General features: G+C 55.2%; 14 protein-coding genes. 9 read left to right on the top strand and 5 right to left on the bottom strand.

Translation table 11 applies throughout. The features are described 5' to 3' along the window. Positions 1-24: 24 nt before the first annotated feature. From FHS90_RS17150 to uvrB, 3 genes are all read left to right on the top strand, one after another. Positions 25-285: a hypothetical protein gene (locus tag FHS90_RS17150; protein ID WP_182513953.1), complete on the top strand. Its 261-nt coding sequence runs from the start codon at positions 25-27 to the stop codon at positions 283-285. A 45-nt stretch (positions 286-330) separates the two neighbouring features. Then, positions 331-687 carry a hypothetical protein gene (locus FHS90_RS17145; protein ID WP_153042739.1) on the top strand — a complete coding sequence of 119 codons (357 nt, stop codon included), beginning with the start codon at positions 331-333 and terminating at the stop codon, positions 685-687. 223 nt (positions 688-910) lie between these two features. After that, positions 911-2,944 carry an excinuclease ABC subunit UvrB gene (gene uvrB, locus FHS90_RS17140; RefSeq protein WP_182513952.1) on the top strand — a complete coding sequence of 678 codons (2,034 nt, stop codon included), beginning with the start codon at positions 911-913 and terminating at the stop codon, positions 2,942-2,944. A 651-nt stretch (positions 2,945-3,595) separates the two neighbouring features. On the opposite strand, the gene FHS90_RS17135 is transcribed toward uvrB, so the two are convergent. From FHS90_RS17135 to FHS90_RS17125, 3 genes are read right to left on the bottom strand one after another with little or no spacing between them, the layout of a single operon-like run. Further along, on the bottom strand, positions 3,596-5,845 hold the full coding sequence (locus FHS90_RS17135) for a xanthine dehydrogenase family protein molybdopterin-binding subunit (RefSeq protein ID WP_182513951.1): 2,250 nt from the start codon (positions 5,843-5,845) through the stop codon (positions 3,596-3,598). 12 nt (positions 5,846-5,857) lie between these two features. Beyond that, positions 5,858-6,841, bottom strand: a complete 984-nt coding sequence (locus FHS90_RS17130) for an FAD binding domain-containing protein (protein WP_182513950.1) — start codon at positions 6,839-6,841, stop codon at positions 5,858-5,860. After that, a complete protein-coding gene (locus tag FHS90_RS17125; protein WP_182513949.1) occupies positions 6,838-7,491 on the bottom strand; it encodes a (2Fe-2S)-binding protein in 654 nt (217 codons plus the stop codon). Before FHS90_RS17125 ends, FHS90_RS17130 begins: the two co-directional genes overlap by 4 nt. Positions 7,492-7,727: 236 nt before the next feature. Between FHS90_RS17125 and FHS90_RS17120 the strand changes: the two genes are divergently transcribed. Together FHS90_RS17120 and FHS90_RS17115 are read left to right on the top strand one after the other, a co-directional pair. Next, positions 7,728-8,261 carry a GNAT family N-acetyltransferase gene (locus FHS90_RS17120; protein ID WP_182513948.1) on the top strand — a complete coding sequence of 178 codons (534 nt, stop codon included), beginning with the start codon at positions 7,728-7,730 and terminating at the stop codon, positions 8,259-8,261. Positions 8,262-8,517: 256 nt separating this feature from the next. Further along, complete coding sequence (locus FHS90_RS17115) at positions 8,518-8,955, top strand: hypothetical protein (protein WP_182513947.1); 438 nt, start codon at positions 8,518-8,520, stop codon at positions 8,953-8,955. A 62-nt stretch (positions 8,956-9,017) separates the two neighbouring features. Here the strand turns inward: FHS90_RS17115 and FHS90_RS17110 are convergent, their stop codons facing one another. Continuing rightward, positions 9,018-11,225: a B12-binding domain-containing radical SAM protein gene (locus tag FHS90_RS17110; RefSeq protein ID WP_182513946.1), complete on the bottom strand. Its 2,208-nt coding sequence runs from the start codon at positions 11,223-11,225 to the stop codon at positions 9,018-9,020. Positions 11,226-11,742: 517 nt separating this feature from the next. Between FHS90_RS17110 and FHS90_RS17105 the strand changes: the two genes are divergently transcribed. After that, positions 11,743-12,810, top strand: coding sequence for a DUF748 domain-containing protein (locus FHS90_RS17105; RefSeq protein WP_182513945.1), 1,068 nt, complete (start codon positions 11,743-11,745; stop codon positions 12,808-12,810). A gap of 244 nt (positions 12,811-13,054) precedes the next feature. Then, a complete protein-coding gene (locus FHS90_RS17100) occupies positions 13,055-13,504 on the top strand; it encodes a hypothetical protein (RefSeq protein WP_182513944.1) in 450 nt (149 codons plus the stop codon). A 123-nt stretch (positions 13,505-13,627) separates the two neighbouring features. Here the strand turns inward: FHS90_RS17100 and FHS90_RS17095 are convergent, their stop codons facing one another. After that, entirely contained in the window at positions 13,628-15,400 is a 1,773-nt protein-coding gene (locus FHS90_RS17095) for a hypothetical protein (protein ID WP_182513943.1), read from the bottom strand. 207 nt (positions 15,401-15,607) lie between these two features. Between FHS90_RS17095 and FHS90_RS17090 the strand changes: the two genes are divergently transcribed. Both FHS90_RS17090 and FHS90_RS17085 read left to right on the top strand, forming a co-directional pair. Further along, positions 15,608-15,898, top strand: coding sequence for a YciI family protein (locus tag FHS90_RS17090; RefSeq protein ID WP_182513942.1), 291 nt, complete (start codon positions 15,608-15,610; stop codon positions 15,896-15,898). Positions 15,899-16,458: 560 nt separating this feature from the next. After that, positions 16,459-19,125 (top strand): cation-translocating P-type ATPase, encoded by a 2,667-nt coding sequence (locus FHS90_RS17085; protein WP_182513941.1) that lies wholly within the window; start codon positions 16,459-16,461, stop codon positions 19,123-19,125. The last annotated feature ends 1 nt before the right edge of the window (position 19,126 follow it).

Below are 19,126 nucleotides of genomic sequence, written 5' to 3'. Positions count from 1 at the left end.
GCATAGGGGTTTCCCTTAAGTTGTTTGTCTTATAAAAAGATAGCCAGATTTTATTACGTTTTTGCAATGAATACTACTTACACTCTCTCAAAAGTGGTGAGAACTTGGCTGCTGCTGCTTTCTGTGCCTTTATACATGGGAACAGCTGCTCTTTGGATGAAAGAGGAGATTAAATTTGTGCTGGGGGAGAAGGAGGAGACAACGTTTGCTCTTTCTCAGAAAGAAGAGTTTCCCAAACCTGTGGTCACGAAAGTCTCACAGGCGAAAAGAGTGCTGGTGCCTTAACTGTTCCTTTTTCATAGAATCTGGTAAGTAGAAGAATACGCGTACATGCACAAAATAAAGGGAAGTCTTGCCTGCTTGCTGTTGCTCATAGGGGCAGCCGGGTGCAGTGAAGAGGAAGTGGCAAGTGACTGTTATCCCGCAGTGGTGAAAGATCAGGGTTGCGGAACCGTGTTGGCCATTTTGGATGTAAGGGCTGCTGAGGTGCTGGGGGTAAAACCCAAGGATGATTCTGTGTGGGTCAATACATTCAGTCTGCCGCCGGTGTATCAGGTGCCAGGCAAGAGGTTATTTGTAAGGGTAGCCAACGTGCCCAAGAATGAAACCCCCTCCTGCCCGGGTTTTATTCCCGTTGTGTACCCCCACGTACGACTCCTGAGCTTTCAGGAGGCCCCTTGCCAGTAGACACAGTTGCCTTTTGGCAGGGCCAAAGTGAGAATACGTTCAAACACTAAGATAACCTCTACATACAAACCTATATTGCAAAAAACGCCGCTTTATCCAAAGCGGCGTTTTTTGCTTCATTTGAGAAATATAACCCAAAAACGCTACTTTCTTTAGCAAATGCTAAACTCTATTGCGGCAGTAGGTGTTATAAAACGTTACCTTTGAGTGTAAATCTTCACGTATGAAGTTCCAATTAACATCAGAATTCAAACCCACCGGCGACCAGCCCCGGGCCATTGCCCAACTGGTGGAGGGTGTCAATAACGGCGAGCCTGCCCAGGTACTGCTGGGCGCAACCGGCACCGGTAAAACCTTTACCGTAGCTAATGTGGTGCAGCAGGTGCAGAAGCCCACGCTGGTGCTGTGCCACAACAAAACCCTGGCCGCGCAGCTCTACGGCGAGTTCAAGCAATTCTTCCCCAACAACGCGGTAGAGTACTTCATCTCGTACTATGACTACTACCAGCCAGAGGCCTACATCGCTTCCTCTGATGTGTTCATAGAGAAAGACTTGGCCATCAACGAGGAGATAGAAAAGCTGCGGCTGCACGCCACCTCGGCATTGTTATCAGGCCGCCGCGATGTAATCGTGGTGGCCTCGGTGAGCTGTATCTATGGTATAGGTAACCCAGAGGAGTTCGGGAAGAACGTGATTCCGCTGGCGCCGGGCATGAAGGTGAGCCGCAACAACCTGCTCTACCAGTTCGTGTCCATTCTCTACAGCCGCACCGAGGTGGAGTTCACACGTGGAACGTTCCGGGTGAAGGGCGATACCGTGGATATTTTTCCCGCCTACGCCGATTTCGCCTACCGCATTTACTTCTGGGGCGACGAGATTGAGTCTATCCAGCGCATTGATCCGCAGTCTGGCAAAAAAATAGCGGATGAGGAGAGCATTTCCCTGTTCCCGGCCAACCTCTTCGTGACGGGCAAAGACACGCTTAACCAAGCCATCAACGAGATTCAGTTTGACATGGTGGCCCAGCACGAGTATTTCCTGAAAGAAGGTCGTGACGGGGAAGCAAAACGCATCAAGGAGCGTACCGAGTTTGACCTGGAGATGATCAGAGAACTGGGTTACTGCTCCGGTATTGAGAACTACTCGCGCTACTTTGACCGCCGGGCCCCGGGCGCGCGCCCGTTCTGCCTGCTGGACTATTTCCCGGATGATTTCCTGATGGTCATTGACGAGAGCCACGCCACCTTGCCGCAGGTACGTGCCATGTGGGGCGGTGACCGTTCCCGCAAGACCGCGCTGGTAGAATACGGCTTCCGACTGCCCGCCGCCATGGACAACCGCCCGCTCACGTTCAACGAGTTTGAGAGCGTCATGCACCAGGTCATCTTCGTGAGCGCCACGCCCGGCGATTACGAAATTCAGAAATCCGAAGGCGTGGTAGTGGAGCAGATCATCCGCCCAACGGGCTTGCTGGACCCCGAGATTGAGATCAGACCCAGCCAGAACCAGATTGACGACCTGCTGGACGAGGTGGACAACCGCATCAAACGCGGCGACCGCGTGCTGGTTACCACCCTCACCAAACGCATGGCCGAGGAACTGACCAAGTACATGGAACGCCTCAACATCAAAGTCAAATACATTCACTCCGAAGTGAAGTCCTTGGAGCGGGTGGAGATCCTGCGCGAACTGCGCCTGGGCATCATAGACGTGCTCATTGGCGTAAACCTGCTCCGCGAAGGCCTGGACTTGCCCGAGGTAAGTTTGGTCGCCATCCTGGACACCGACAAAGAAGGCTTCCTGCGCGACCAGCGTTCCCTCATCCAGACCATCGGCCGCGCCGCCCGTAACGAGAACGGCAAAGTACTCATGTACGCCGACCGTATCACCGGTTCCATGCAGCGCGCCATTGATGAAACCAACCGCCGGAGAGCCACCCAGATGGAGTACAACCTGGAGCACGGCATTACGCCGCGCACGGTGTACAAATCCAAGGAAGCCATCATGGAACAAACCTCCGTGGCCGACTCCAATAAACGGGAGCCTAAGGTGTACGCCGGTCCAGACGAAAGCCTGATGTCGGTGGCCGCAGATCCGGTGGTGCAGTACATGAAGAAGGACGAGCTGGAGAAGGTCATCAAGAAAACCGAGAAGCAGATGGAAGCCGCCGCCAAAGAGCTGGACTTCCTGCAAGCTGCTAAGTTCAGAGATGAACTGGCCGAACTCCGTAAGCTGCTCAAAAGTAAGCGGGATTAAATAATTTGCCACCATTTCCGTTTTTGGTCTGTTTTCTGAAAATCAGGCCAAAAACGGAAATGGCGGAGACACTCGTAGGAGCTGCGCACACTACGAGGTCGTTTGAGTCACCGCTTTTGCTGTTTCAAACCTCACAGGTTTTTAAAACCTGTGAGGTTTTTTTGTTTGATAAGCAGAACCCACCCAGAAAATGGTTTATTCATGCCGCTAAGATTTACCAACGGTGCCAGCTCCAAAGACCTCGTAGTGTGCGCAGCTCCTGCGAGCGTCTCCGCCAACAGCCTCTCTGATTAACTCAGAAAGTCAGGGAAGACACCTCCACGCCATAGGAAGAAACTCCGTTTTTGGCCTGTTTTCAGAAAAACACCTCCAAAACAGAAAGCCTAACTGGCGCGAGTCTTCAGACTCGCCGGGAACCACAGGCTTTGCGTTACGTTGCGTTATCTGCCGCTGAAAAGATTGCTCCATGCGTACTTTCGCTGCCAGGCAGCGAGGGGAGTCACAGACTCCCCAGCATCAGAAGGCACGAGTCAGAGACTCGCGCCAGTGGTTAGCAATTGACAATTGCTGTTTTGGAGCAGTTTTTCCAAAAACAGGTCAAAAACGCAAAAGCCCCCTCTCCATGGGAGAGGGGGTTGGGGGTGAGGTCACTTAAATCAACTTATCCGGCGTGATAGGTAACTCACGAATCCGTTTGCCCGTGGCGTTGAAGATGGCGTTGGCAATAGCTGGGGCTACACCGATGATGGCGATTTCCCCGATGCCTTTGGTGCCGTTCGGGTTGTTGATGAGGTCCGGTTTGTTCACGAACAAGGACGAGATGTTCGGCGCATCGGCGTGGACGGGCACGTGGTACTCGGCTAAGTCTTTGGTCACGTACCGCCCGAAACGGTGGTCCATCACGGCGCCTTCGGTGAGGGCCATGCCAATGCCGCCTACCGCGCCGCCAATCATCTGGTTGCCGGCGGTTTTGGCGTTGATGATGGTGCCCGCATCGGCGCAGGAAACCATATTGGTCACTTTGATTTGGCCCGTCAACGGATGTACCTGTACCTCGGCAAAATGCACCGAGTAGGAGTACATGGAGTATTTCTGCCGAAGGCTGGCATCTGGGGTAGATTCCTCGGTGACTTCCAGCTCCGGTAAATTCTGCTGCTTCAGGATATCGGCGAATGAGAGCCGCGCCGAAGGGGAGGCCGTCATGGAAACGTAGCCGTCTTTGAACGTGAGGTTCTCTACGGTGGCGCCTTTGAAGCTGGTATCAGAGTTACCGGCCACCATGCTGGTCAGCCGCTGCTTGAGCACCTGGCACACCGCATGCACCGCCGAGCCCACCGTGGCCACCGTCGCCGACCCGCCCTGGCTGGGCGAAGGCGGATACAAAGAACTACCCAACTCAAACACAATCTTCTCGGGCGGCAAGCCCAGGTTCTGCGCAGCAATCTGCACCATGGCCGTTCCGGTGCCGGGACCGATATCCGTGGTGGCGCTTTGCATCACCAGCGTGCCGTCTTTGTGCAGGGTAGCTCTTACTTTGGCCCGGCCGCGGTTCGCCCCGAAGGTGCCCACACCCATGCCGTAGCCTACCAGCCACTCACCGTTTTTCACCATACCGGGTTTGAGTTGGCGCTTGTTCCAACCAATCCGTTCGGCGCCCATCTGCATGGCTTCTTTGAGGTATTTGGTGGACCAGGGCAGGTTTTTTTCTGGGTCTTTGTCGGTGTGGTTAATCAAGCGGAATTCTAGCGGATCCATGCCCAGCACGAAGGCCATCTCGTCCAGCGCACTTTCCAGAGCAAAAGCTCCGGTTGCCTCGCCGGGACCGCGCATCCAGATGGGCGTGCTCACGTCCAGCGGCAGGATGCGGTAACGGGTGGTCACGTTGGGGCTGGTGTACATCATGCGCGTCTGCTGCAAGGTAGACTCGGTGAACTCCTCATAAGAAGACGTCTGCCCGATGGCCTCGTGCGTAATGGCGGTGATTTTGCCGTCTTTGGTGGCGCTCATGCCCACTTTCTGCCAGGCGTGCGGCCGATAGCCCACCATGGTGAACATCTGCTCGCGCGTCAGCATCAGCTTTACGGGGCGGTTCACTTTTTTGGCGGCCATGATGGCGGCGGTCTCGTGCGGCCAGGTGTGCAGCCCGTTCCCGAAGGCTCCGCCCACAAACGTGGCAATCACCTTCACGTTCTCCACCGGAATTTTCCAATCTTTGGCGAAAGCGTTCTGCGTACCTATCACGGCCTGGGTTTTGTCATAGACGGTGAGTTTGTCAGCGGCCTCCCAGTGCGCGATGATGGACTGCAACTCCATGGGGTTGTGAAACTCCGTAGGAATCACATACTCGCTCTCAATCTTCAGAGGCTCGGTTTTATATGCGTCTTCTTTGCCGCGCACGTAATCGCCCAGCGGGTGTTTGGGATTGCGTTTGGCGGCGGTGGGCAGGAAGGCTTTACTGGTGTTCTTGTTGAAATCAGTGGCGTGCTTTTCCTCGTTGTACTGCGCTTTCACCAGCTTGGCCGCGTACATGGCGCGCTCCAAGGTGTCGGCCACTACTACGGCAATGGGGTGGTCGTTGAAGTTGATTTGGTTGTCAATGAAGAGCTGGAGCGGCTGCCCCACAGGCTTGGGCTCAGTAGGGTGCGCGGCCTGCGCGTAGCCGGGCACTTTGGGCGCATTCTGGTAATGCAGCACCGCCAGTACGCCCGGCGCATTTTCGGCTCGTTTGGTGTCTAGGCTTTTGATGCTGCCTTTGGCGATGGTGCTGCCCACCAACACGGCGTGCGCCATGTTGGGCAACTCGTATTCAGCGGAGTATTTGGCGGCACCCGTTACTTTCAGGCGACCATCTACCCGGTCCATGGGCTTACCAACGGTATCTTGGAAGAAATAATCTTTCATAAGGAAGAAGGGTTAAGCAACGCCTGCTGCGTTTTTCAGGGCCTGTACAATGGTGTTAGGACCCAAGGTGAGTTTGAATTTATTGTGTTCAAAAGCTTTCGCGCCGCGCATGGCAATTTGGGCGGCTTGCCGGAAGGTGGCTTCAGTGGCGGGTTTCCCGGCCAGGAACTGTTCGGCCTCGTTCAGTCGCCACGGTTTGTGCGCCACACCGCCCATAGCCAACCTAGCCGATTTGATGGTGCTGCCCTCCAAGTCCAGCGCCGCGGCCACCGAAACCAGCGCAAAGGCATAGGAGTTGCGGTCGCGTACTTTGAGGTAATGCACGTGTTTGGTGTACGGGTTCTCCGGTACATCAACCGCCATAATCAACTCACCCTGTTGCAGGTTGGTGTGGATTTGGGGCGTATCGCCGGGCAGGCGGTGGAACTCCGCGAATGGGATTTTTCTATCGCCTTTAGGGCCAGAAACCAGTACGACGGCATCCAGCGCCACCAACGCCACGTTCATGTCTGAGGGATTCACGGCAATACATTTGTCGCTGTGCCCGAAGATGGCGTGCATGCGGTTGTAGCCTTCTAGCGCGCCGCAGCCGGTGCCCGGTTCGCGTTTGTTGCAGGGCATGGCCGTGTCATAGAAATAGGGGCAGCGCACGCGTTGCATCATATTCCCGCCCACGGTGGCCATGTTCCGGAGCTGCGCCGAGGCGCCCGAGTTCAAGGCCTGCGCCAACAGCGGATGCTTCTCCAGCACCAGCTTGTCCTCGGCCACGGCTCCGTTCAGTGCCAGAGCGCCAATGCGTACATTTCCGTTTTCCCGCTCTATTTTCCGGAGCGGAAGTTTGTTGATATCCACCAGTTTCTCGGGGTTCATGACGCCGCGCTTCATGAGGTCCACCAGGTTGGTGCCTCCGGCGATGAACACAGCCGACTGGTCTTTGGCTACCGTGTCAATGGCCGCCTTGGGTTTGCTGGGCTTTACGTATTGGAACTGAATCATACCCGCTGTCCTCCGTTTTTAACTTCTTTGATGGCGTTCACAATGTTGGGGTAAGCGCCGCACCGGCAGATGTTCCCGCTCATGTACTCGCGTATTTCCTCGTCAGAATCGGCGTGGCCTTCCCGTACGCAGGCCACCGCGCTCATAATCTGGCCCGGCGTGCAGTACCCGCACTGGAAACCGTCATGCTTGATGAACGCTTCCTGCATGGGGTGCAGTTTGTCGCCGTTGGCGAGGCCTTCAATGGTGGTCACTTCCTTGCCGTCTACCATGGCGGCCAGCGTAAGGCAAGACAGAACGCGCTGTCCGTCTACGTGCACGGTGCAGGCGCCGCACTGGCCGTAGTCGCAGCCTTTCTTGGTGCCGGTCAGGTGCATCTGTTCGCGCAGCAAGTCCAGCAGCGTAGCCCGCGGCTCTATAGACAGTTTGTGTTTTTTGCCGTTGATGCCTAGCGTCACTTTCACCTGCTCAAACACGGCGGCTACTTTCTCCTCAAACTTCAGTTCGGCGGCTTTGATGGCCGCGCTGGGAGCCAGGGCCAGGGCCGTCAAGAGCGAGGATTGCTTCAGGAACGTGCGTCGGGCATCTGAATGTTGTAGCCCGTTCTCCTCTTCAGGGAGGTTTTTTTCGGGGAATTTATCGGAAGACATATAAATGTGCGGTGGATTTCTGGTTTAACCTACTAGTATACGCAGGTGTGTCCTTAGAAAGTGTATAAATAAGGACTGAATCCAGACGAATTTCCACCGCTCAAAACTTGTTACGAGATTCCAGTTTGGGGCTGATTTCAGAAAAACGGCCCCTAAACGCAACGCTGACCTCGGTTTATCCGGAGCGGGATTCTCCTTTGATATTCTGGCCTGTATCTTTGGGTAAAAAACGCCGCATGTCCGCTCACTCCACCAATACCTTCACCTTCCGCCCCGGCACTTCCGCCGACGCATCTTTGCTCGCCGATTTAGGCTGGCGCACCTTTGACGAGACCTTCGCGGCCTACAACAAACCCGAGGACATGGCCGCTTTCCGGCCCACCATGTACACCCCGGAACTTCAGGCCGCTGAACTAGCCGACCCGTACACGGAGTTCCTGATTGCTGAAGCCGAGGGCGAGGCTGTGGCCTACGTGAAATGGAATACCGCCCCGGCTCCCGCCGAAATCTCCGGAGAGAAGCCTTTCCAGATTAGCCGCCTGTACCTGCTGCAAGCCTGGACTGGCCGAGGGTTAGGCGATACATTGATGAAAATGAGTCTGGCGAAGGCCAACGAAAACGGGCATGATGTAGTGTGGCTCACCGTGTGGGAAAGCAATGAGCGCGCTATTAGATTCTATCAGAAATACGGGTTTCAGGAAGCCGGAGAGCTGGAGTTTGTGCTAGGCCAGGATGTGCAGCGCGATCTGTACATGCAGCGCCCGGTGTAAGCTAATGGCGCAGACGCTCGCAGGTCCTCCGGACGCTACGAGGTCTTTGGAGCAAACGCTTTCGGTTCTCGTATAGTGATAGATGCAAAAGACGAAGGATTTAGAGCCTTGTAAGTTCTACCATATTTATACGCGAGGCAATAACAGCGAATCAGTTTTCGTAAGTCAAGAAAGCTACTTGCATTTCCTGCAGCTATACCGGAAATATGTAGCCCCGTTTGTGCATACCTACTGCTATTGTCTGTTGCCTAATCATGTGCATTTTCTGATTCAGGTCAAGGAAGCAGAGGCTCTCTTGAAGAGAAGCGAGCAAAACCAAGAGTTCATTCCGGTAAGTCTTCAAAGGCAATGGGGACATTTACTTAACGCTTTCACAAAAGCGATGAACATCCGCTATGGGAGAGTAGATAGCCTGTTTCAGAAGCGCTTCAGAAGGAAAGAGGTTACCTCCGAGGCATACTTTACACGCCTGATTTTCTACATTCATTTCAATCCACAGCACCACGGCCTGATTCAGGACTTCAAGGATTGGCCCTATTCGTCCTATCATAGCCTCTTATCAAAGAAGACCACCAATCTTGAGCGAGACACAGTTTTAGAATGGTTTGGCGACAGGGAACACATGGAGAGATTCCATCGAGAAGACGCTGATTTCCGCACCATAAGCCCTCTTATCGAAGAAGACGAACTGTAATACCGCCTACTCAAAAGACCTCGTAGCGTCCAGAGGACCTGCGAGCGTCTGTGCCAACCACCTTACACCACCAACAACCCGCGCTCGCGCAAATCCAGCCACGTATCCGTAATCAGAAACTCCTGGAAGGTGAATTGCTGGCCCTCGGGGTAATCAGCGGCCAGGTCTTTTATCAGATATTTGGTGCCGAGGTCTTCTGACAAACGCGTGAGCCAGGTGTGCAGCCATTGGCCCACTTCCGGCGAGGTGCGGATTTCGTATTCCTCCGTTTTCTCGGTGAAGGTGAGCAGGGCGTTCTGGAAGGTGCGGCCTTTCTTGGTTTTGGTCACCACTTCCATTTCTGGGGCATTGCCCAGCCACAGCACGCGCAGGTTCTGCTTCTCAGAATCAGGTTTACCGATGGCTTCCACGGCTTGGGCAATCATATTTTTTGGGTGCGATGCACGTGGAACCTTGAAATCGAACCAGAACGAAAGCGGTTCTTCCAGCCCGATGCCGTGCATGTAGTTGTACAGCGCCTTCGCCAAACCCGCCCCGAAAAGTTCGTGGTCTGCGCCTTGGGGGTCTTCGTGCCACAAATCATTATCAGCGAACAAGCCGGGTTCGGGACCCACTTTCACCACGCCGTACTTCTCAGGGTTCTTACCTACGGGACTGTGGGCGGTCATGGAGAAACGGTGCCAGTAACCACTCTGAATCACGTTCTGCTCAAACAACTGCCGAACCACTTCCAAAGAGTCAATGGTTTCTTGCGCGGTTTGCGTCGGGAAGCCGTACATCAGATACGCGTGCACCATGATGCCGGCAGCGGTGAAATCCCGAGTTACCCGCGCCACCTGCGCAATGCTCACGCCTTTCTCCATCTTCGCCAATAATCGGTCAGAGGCCACTTCCAACCCGCCCGAGACGGCAATACAACCACTGGCGGCCAGCAAGCGGCAAAGGTCAGCGGAGAAGGTTTTCTCGAAGCGGATGTTCCCCCACCAGGTAATTTTCACGCCTCGGCGGAGCAGTTCAATGGCTAAATCGCGCAAGGCCAAGGGCGGGGCGGCTTCGTCCACGAAGTGGAAACCGGTCTGGCCCGTCTGCGCGATAATCTGCTCGATGCGGTCCACCAGCAGCGTGGCGGGCGCGGTCTCGTAGCGGGAAATATAGTCTAGGGTGATGTCACAGAAGGAGCAGCGTTTCCAGTAACATCCGTGGGCCACGGTGAGTTTGTTCCAGCGGCCGTCACTCCAGAGGCGGTGCATGGGGTTGAGCACTTCCACTACGCTCAGGTATTCAAGAAGCTTTAAATCTGAATAATCAGGGGTGCCCACCTCGGTGTGCGGAATATCTGCATCGGTGGAGCCGTTGATGTATTGTACTTCGCCGTTCTGTAACAAGAAGGTGCGTTGCAGTTGCTCAACGGCGCGTTGGCCTTGAAAATATTCCATCAGCCGCAGCCACGGGCCTTCACCGTCGTCTAGCGTGATAAAATCAATGTACTTGAAAATGCGGGGTTCGCGGAGGGTTCTTAATTCAGTATTGGGGTAGCCGCCGCCCATAAGCGTTTTCACGTGCGGGTACTTTTGCTTGATGAACTGCGCCAGCCGCAGCGCGCCGTACAGATTGCCCGGGAACGGCACGGAGAAACCCACCACCTCGGGTTGTACTTCCTGCATTCGCTCGTCCAGAATTTCCAGCAGGAGTTGGTCCACCAGATTGGGAGCGGTCTGTAGTTCGTTTTCCAGCGGGTCAAAGGAGGTGGCGCTAAGGGCCAGTTTATCCGCGTAGCGGCTAAAGCCGAAGTGCGGACACACGGTTTCCTTGATTAAATCGGCTAAATCCTCCAGGTACAGCGTGGCTAGGTGCCGGGCGCGGTCGGTGATGCCCATCGTCCCGAAGGCTTCTTCCAAATCAGCCAGCTGTAGAAACCGACTTGCCTCGGGCAGAAACGCGCCCATGGCGATGGGGTGGGCCAGGGTGCTGTCGCGGCCTTGCAGGAACTTTATAACGGGCTCCACCGTGTCCAGGTACGACTTCCGCAGGCGCAGCATGCGCTGGCTGTTGTCGGATAACTCATGCGTGCCCTCCAGAATGGCCTGAAACACTTGGTTCAACCCTCGGCGCGAGAACAGGCGCAATACCAACTCCAACCCGAAATCGGCTTGGGTCACGTCAAAGCCGCGCCCGCGTAGGAAACCTTTGATGTAGGCCGTGGCGGGGTAAGGCGTGTTGAGCTGCGTGAGCGGCGGCGTAATGAGCAGGGTTTTAGGAGCGGCGTTCAAGGGATTCTATTTTGGGCAAAGGTAGTAAAAGGAGTGCTGAGTCTTGAGTGCTGAGTCTAGCGTCAGAGTTTCCGTTTAGCGGCTACTTTTCTGAAAACAGGCCAAAAACAGAAATTACATTCTCCTGGCGCGAGTCTCCAGACTTGTGACAAGGCGTGCGTGGAGTCTCCAGACTCCAATATGCACGCATTTCCGGCTGGTGGTTCCCGGCGAGTCTGGAGACTCGCTTCACGGGTAGTCACGAGTCTGGAGACTCGCGCCAGCGAATTGCTTTTTTACCATCAACATCAATCAGGGACAACCAGCTATTTCAAATAGACCTCGTAGCGTCCGGAGGACCTGCGAGCGGCTAAATCATTCCTGTTTTCGGCCTCGTTTTCCAAAAACAGGTCGAAAACAGCGCGTATACTGTGTCTGGAGAAACAAGTGAAAAGTGCTATGAGTTCAGCCCCAGAAGTGAGCAAATTAACAGTAATGGCCTAACTGCGTAAAAAGCTTGCAGAAAAGGAAATGAATTATGGCTGTTCGGCTCACCAAACCATTGAAAATAGTACTCACCCTTGTGGTGGTGCTCCTCGCGTTCCGGATTGCGTTGCCGTACATTCTGAAAAACTACGTGAACAAAACGCTGGACGAACTGCCCGGCTACACGGGCCACGTGGAGGATATTGACATTGCTCTCATACGCGGGGCGTACCAGATTAACGGGCTGGTACTGCTGGAGGAAAAAGGCAACCCCAAGTACCCGTTCCTGCAGATCACTGAAACCGATTTGTCTATTGAGTGGAAATCTTTGTTCAAGGGCAAGCTGGTGGGCGAGGTCATCATGACCAACCCCAGGCTGAACATTTTGGCGGGCGGCTCTAAAACGGAAGATCCTACGCTAGACCACTGGACCGAGGTGGTGAAAGACCTCATGCCCATCACCATCAACCGCTTTGAGGTGCACAACGGCCGGCTGGCGTTCCTTGATTTTTCGGCTTCGCCGGACGTGAAACTGCACCTGGATAACCTAAGGCTGACCGCGCTTAACCTGGCCAACGTAGAGGAGGTGGGGAAAAAGCTTCCTTCTTCGGTGACGGCCACCGCCTCTTCCATTGGCGGCGGGGCTTTCAAGGGCAAAATGCAGGTGAACGCCCTTAAACGGATCCCAGACTTCGACGGCGATTTTCAGCTCACGGGCGTGAACCTCACCAGCCTCAATGCCTTCATCAAGGCCAACGCCAAATTTGACGTGGAGCGCGGCAAGCTAGATATGTACAGCGAACTCAAGAGCACCAACGGCCAACTGAACGGCTACATCAAACCTTTCTTTGAAGACATCAAAGTCCTGAACTGGAAGAAAGACAAGAAGGAAGGCGGTTTCCTGAGTGCCGTGAAAGAAGCGGTCATAGGTGTCTTCACCGAAGCCGCCGAAAACCAGCCCCGCGACCAGGTAGCCACCAAAATCCCCATCTCCGGCGACATCAGCAACCCCAAAACCAACGGCTGGAAAACCTTCATCAACGTGCTCAAACATGCCTTCATTGACGCCTTCAGCAAAGGGATAGAAAGTAAGTTGCAGGGTTCTGAGGAGGGGAAGTGAGTTTTTGGCGCAGACGCTCGCAGGTCCTCCAGACGCTACGAGGTCTTGGGAGCAGGCGGTATTACAATTTGTAGAAGGAAATATGCAGCAGACGAAGGCACTGGAACCTGGCAAGTTTTATCATCTTTACACGAGGGGTAATAACGGGGAAACGGTGTTTTTCACGCAAGAGAACTACTTTTATTTCCTGCAGTTATACCGCAGATATGTAGCCCCGTTTGTGCATACCTTTTGTTATTGTCTGTTGCCGAACCATGTTCATTTCCTGGTGCAAGTGAAGGAAGAGCAGTATCTGTTCAAGCCAAGTGAGATGAACCAGGAGCTGTTGCCGGTAACCGTTCAACGGCAATTGAGCCACTTACTGAATGCCTTCACCAAAGCCATGAACGCCCGCTATGGTCGTGGCGATAGTTTGTTCCAGAAACGTTTCAGAAGAAAAGAAGTGACCTCAGAAGCCTATTTTACAAGGCTAGTGTTTTACATCCACTTCAATCCGCAGCACCACGGGTTGATTCCTGATTTCAAAGAGTGGCCCTACTCATCCTATCCTAGTCTTTTATCAAAAAGCAAAACCAATCTGGAGCGAAACGAAGTCCTAAGTTGGTTCGGCGGCGCCCACCACTTCAAAACATTCCACCAAGACCTTGCCGATTTCTCCAGCATCCATCCACTCATAGAAGAAGACGAGGTATAACCCCGCAACTGCGCCTGCTCTCAAGACCTCGTAGCGTCCGGAGGACCTGCGAGCGTCTGCGCCAACTTCCGTTTTTGGCTTGTTTTCTGGAAAACAGGTTAAAAACGGAAGCTGCATTTTCATTTAATGCTGATGTTCCATCCCGGAAGCCCCAGACTTCTTACTTCCGCCCATCATCAAACCCGGATTAAGCCGCAGGTAAATCTCCCCGGAAACCGGCGTTTTCCCATACAACGGCTTCAGTAATTTATCTGGCGCGAAAACGGTGGCCTGCACGCCCAGCGTCAAATAGGTATTCGCAAAATTCGCTACGCGCTGGCTGGTGCCCAAGGTCAACGCGTGCACGTCAAAGACCTCATGGTGGTCAAATTGGCTGGCCAGGTCTAGTTCGCCGGGCGTTTTCTGCACGTACTCATAGCGACCGTACACCGCGGTTTTATCCATCTGCAAGTTGGCTTCGGCAATGGCCGAATGCTCTTGGTGGTGGCCGCCGCCGTTAAAGCCCCAAATCAGCGCCGAGGTGAAATATCTATCCCCGCCCCCGGCCAGCGGACGGCTGTACAGCGCCGAGGCCGTGGTGCGGGTCACGTCTTCCTCGGGCTCCAAGGATTCAGGGCTCTTCAGCCAACCGCGCGATACTTGCAGGGCCCAGTTCTCAGTGGGGTTGTAAGACAGACGGGCGGCGTAGGAATCAAAGCGGGCTTTGTCAAAGTCGTAGCGGTTCTCATCGGGTTCGCGGCCCGTGAAGTTGGAGCCTTCCAGCTTGAAGTTCTTGTACCTGAAGCCCAGCGTGGCCACCCCAAACGTGATGTGCGTGGCGTCCTGCCAGTGGTGCCCCAGCGGCGACTCGGGGTTGTTGAACGCCGAGATGCGGTGCATGAACACGGGCGGACCAATGACCGGCTCAGCGGGGTAGCCCAGAAAACCGTACACGTCCACGTTTTCATTGACCATGTGCGTGTAGCCCACGCTAATCTCTGAGAACAAATCATGCGGGTGCTGGCGGTCCACCAGTCTTTTGCCGCCGCCATACGTCTCGCCGCTCTGGAACAGGAGCGGGTAACCACGGTCGCCCATGGTCAGTTCGTCCAGACTCAACATCACGCTGAGGCGTAATAAACCACGTTTGCCTACCTCGCGCTGCGCCATGCCCATAAACCAGTTGGGTGCGTCCAGCTGAGAATCGCCGCGGGAGCCTTTGTCAAATATGTCCTGGCGGTTGTAGCGCAGCCAGAGTTGCCCGTGGAACATGAGCATCCAGTCGCCGGCGTGTTTCATGTAGCCGTACATGGGTGTGGCGTCCGGGTGCCAACTGGTGCCGGAGCCGTTTCGGTTCATGGGCAGGTTGCGGGAGAACGCGTGGCTCATGCCGCCCATTCCCATACTGTGGTTCATGCCCGCGTGCTGCGTGGTGTCAGAAGCCATGGCGCCGTGGTTCATGTGCATGCCGGGGTGGTGCTGGTGACCTTTGGCGGTGTCCATGGGCATGGTATGTCCTTCGTGGCTAGAAGCTTTGCTCTGATTCAGGCTGTCTTGTGGCGTCATTTGGTGCCCTTGGTGTTTACCCGCCGAATCGGCGACAGGCATGTGGTGTTGCGAGTGGTCTTGGTGCGTGACTGGCGGTGTCGCTTTCACCTTAGGGGCAGCATGCGTTTTCGGCGTAGCCGAGGGCTGGTTTTTCCGGTGCGTCTTCGCCGGGGGCGGGGCGGGTTTGTCTTTAATGGGCTGCAGCTTTGAAGGTTTGGGTTTGGCCGGCTCCGCCGAAGTTTTTTTCTTAGGGGCAGGTGCGGCCGTTTTCTTCGTCTCTTTTTTGGCAGGTGCGTGGTGCTCATGCTGCGCAAACGCAGTCATAAAACCGAAAGAGAGGAATATGCTTAAGGTGAAAATTCGTTTCATAAAGGCAGTACGTAAAGTGGGTGAAACTCTGCTACAAAGAAAACGCACGCCTGCCGCCGGGGTTTAACAGCATTCTGTAAGACTTGTGTATAATTTTAGTCATCGGCGGCCGCCGAAGGAATATCCAGCTGTTTTTGGCCTGTTTTTCAGAAAAGAGGCCAAAAACAGAAACAACCCGTAGCTTTACCGGCACCAACTACTTACGCTATGTTTCTAATAGAACTCACCTATAAAGTCCCTTTCTCAGAGGTAGAACCGTTCCTGGCCGAGCACCTGGCATTTGTGGAGAAAGGCTATGCCAGCGGGCACTTCCTGGCCTCCGGCCGAAAGGTTCCACGTGACGGCGGCCTCATCTTCTGCCAGGCCTCCGGCGGCAAAGCCGAACTGGAGCAACTCCTGCAAGACGACCCGTTTGTGTACCAGGATTTGGTGGAATACCGCATCCTGGAATTTGTCACCTCCCGCGCCGAAGAAGGTTTGAAAGGGCTACTGGCGTAAAAGCCGTTTTTGCCCTGTTTTAGCCAAAAAAGGCCAAAAACGCAGTGGCGAAATTCCCTCTCCCTCTGGGAGAGGGCTAGGGTGAAGGCAGCAGTTGGCGCAGACGCTCGCAGGTCCTCCGGACGCTACGAGGTCTTTTGAGAAGGGCTGATTGCTGAAGTACAGAAGAATCTGGCGCGAGTCTCCAGACTCGTGCCAAGGGGTGGGTGGAGTCTCCAGACTCCCTTTTTACCTCTTTGCAGATGGCTCCCGGCGAGTCTGGAGACTCGCTTCACAGTTAGTCACGAGACTAAAGTCTCGCGCCAGCGCAGAATATGTAAGCATGAAGAAATATGTGCCGTCCATTATCCCCAAAAACAGGTGCTGACCTCGTAGCGTCCGGAGGACCTGCGAGCGTCTGGGCCAACTGCGTTTCTGGCCTCTTTTCCTAAAAACAGCCCCAAAACAAGTGCCCTTCTACTTTGGTTTTAAAACAATTAGAAAAGCTTCCTTATTTTATCCGTAGAAGCAACATGGCAGGAAAAGCTGCTTACTTTTGAAAGAAACTCAACCACACCTACATGGAATTCTATCAGCGGCCCGCCCAAGAGGTTTTACAGGAATTCAATTCTTCTGCCCAGGGGCTTTCTGGGGAAGAGGCGCAGCAGCGGCTCCAGGCCAACGGCTACAATGAACTGAACGAGGCTGAGCGCGATTCTGTCTTCAAACTCATTCTGGAGACCTTCAAAGACCCCATGGTGATTGTGCTGCTGCTGGCCGCCGCCGTGCAGCTGGTGCTGGGCGAGGTGATGGAGGCCATCATCATCTTTGCCGTGCTGGTGCTCAACGCCATTGTGAGCGTGGTGCAGACCAAAAAGGCCGAAGGCGCCCTGGATGCCCTCCGCCAGATGTCGGCGCCGTCTGCCAAGGTGCTGCGCGGCGGCGTGACCCAGACCATGGCCGCCCGCGAACTGGTCACCGGCGACGTGGTGGTGCTGGAGGCCGGTGACTTTGTTTCGGCCGACGGCCGGTTGCTGGAGAGCGGCTCCCTGCGCGTAGACGAAGGCATGCTCACCGGCGAGTCTGAAGCCGTGGAAAAACATATTGAGGCCATTCCCGAAGACGCCCCCCTGGGCGACCGCAAGAACATGGTCTATAGCGGGGCGCTGGTAGTCTATGGCCGGGGTACGTTTGTGGTCACGGCTACCGCCGAAAAAACCGAGATAGGCAAAATTGCCGGCCTCTTGGCATCGGCGCAAGCCAAGCAAACCCCGCTCCAGCGCAAACTCGCAGATTTCAGCAAGAAGCTGGGCTGGGTGATTCTGGCGCTGTGTGTAGTGATCTTTGGGGTAGAGGCGCTGCGCGTGTGGCTGGAACCCGAAGGGCAGGACATGACCAACGCCTTGCTCAAGGCCTTTATGTTTGCCGTGGCCGTGGCGGTGGCGGCCATCCCAGAGGCGCTTTCCTCTATTGTCACCATTGTGCTGGCGGTGGGCACTAACAAAATGGCCCGGCACCACGCCATCATCAGAAAGCTACCGGCGGTAGAAACCCTGGGCTCCACCAGCGTGATCTGCACAGACAAAACCGGCACCCTCACGCAGAACAAAATGACGGTGGTAGACTACTACACCCCAGACAAAACCGCTGACGAGTTCCCGGAGAACCCCGCAGATTGGTCAGCGGGCGAGCAGCGGCTCATTCAGGTGGCCGTGCTCTGCAATGACTCGCAGATCAATGAAGACGGCGCTGAAGTGGGTGACCCCACAGAAGTGGCCCTCATTGCCTTCAGCAACAAACTGGCGCTGAACTACCGGCAGCTGCGGGAGAAATTCGGCCGGGAGGCCGAACTGCCCTTTGACTCAGACCGCAAGCTCATGTCTACGGTGCATACCATTGACGGGGAGCGGCTGCTGCTCACCAAAGGTGGCCCAGACGTGGTGCTTTCCCGCTGTTCCCGCATTTTCCTGAACGGGCAGGAACAACCGCTCACCCCAGAGTTGAAAGAGCAGCTGCATGACCAGAATGAAGACTTCTCTGACCGCGCCCTGCGCGTGCTGGCCTTCGCGTATAAATCTGTTCAGGCCGGGGCGGCGGTTTCTTTTGAAGATGAACATGACCTGGTGCTGGTGGGGCTGCTGGCCATGATTGACCCGCCGCGCGAAGCCGTGTACGCCTCTATTGAAGATGCCAGGAAAGCGGGCATCAGAACGGTCATGATCACCGGTGACCACAAGACCACCGCCCAGGCCATTGGCCGTGACATTGGCCTCATGGATGAAAATGACATTGCCGTGACCGGCCGCGAACTGGACGCCATGTCTGAAGAGGAGCTGGACCAGAAGCTGGAAGACATTGCCGTCTACGCCCGGGTTTCGCCCGAAAACAAAATCAGGATTGTGCGCGCCTGGCAGAAGAAAGGCAAAATCACCGCCATGACCGGTGACGGTGTAAACGATGCCCCCGCCCTCAAGCAGGCCGACATTGGCGTGGCCATGGGCAGCGGCACTGATGTGGCCAAAGACGCCGCCGCCATGATTCTCACAGATGACAACTTTGTCTCTATTGTGCGTGCCGTATCAGTGGGCCGTACCGTGTTTGACAACATCAAGAAAGCCATTGCTTATCTCTTCGCCGGAAACCTGGGGGCCATTATTGCCATTCTCTTCGCGCTGGCCCTGGACTGGGTGAACCCGTTCACGCCCATCCAGCTGCTGTTCATCAACCTGCTCAATGACTCTCTGCCCGCCATTGCCCTGGGTATGGAGAAAGCAGAGCCGCACGTGATGCGCCGCAAACCGCGCGATATCAACGAAGGGATTTTTGCCGGCGGTACCCTGAAGTCAGTGCTCATGCGGGGGCTCTTGATTGGCGCCGCCGTGATTTTCTCCCAATGGCTGGGGCTGCAGGAGTCGGCAGAAATCAGTGTGGCCATGGCATTCACCACCTTGATTCTGGCGCGTACGCTGCAAACGTTTGCGGCCCGTTCAAACACCCAGACCGTGTTTGGCGCGGGGTTCTTCCAGAACAAATACGTGCTGTGGGCGGTGTTGCTGTGCTTCGGGTTGTATGGCCTTACGGTGCTGCCGGCCACCAGGGCCGTGTTCTCCATTCCCGCCAGTTTCGGCTGGGCCGAATGGAAATGGGCGGCCGGTCTGGCCTTGCTGGCCGTCACCCTGATGGAGGTCTGGAAACTGACGCCGTGGGCCGGTGACAAGAGAAAGGGAACGGCGAAAGGAAAGAAGTAAT

The organism is Rufibacter ruber, from assembly GCF_014138425.1.
Taxonomy (GTDB): domain Bacteria; phylum Bacteroidota; class Bacteroidia; order Cytophagales; family Hymenobacteraceae; genus Nibribacter; species Nibribacter ruber_C.
This window is presented reverse-complemented; position numbering and strand designations above follow the sequence as displayed.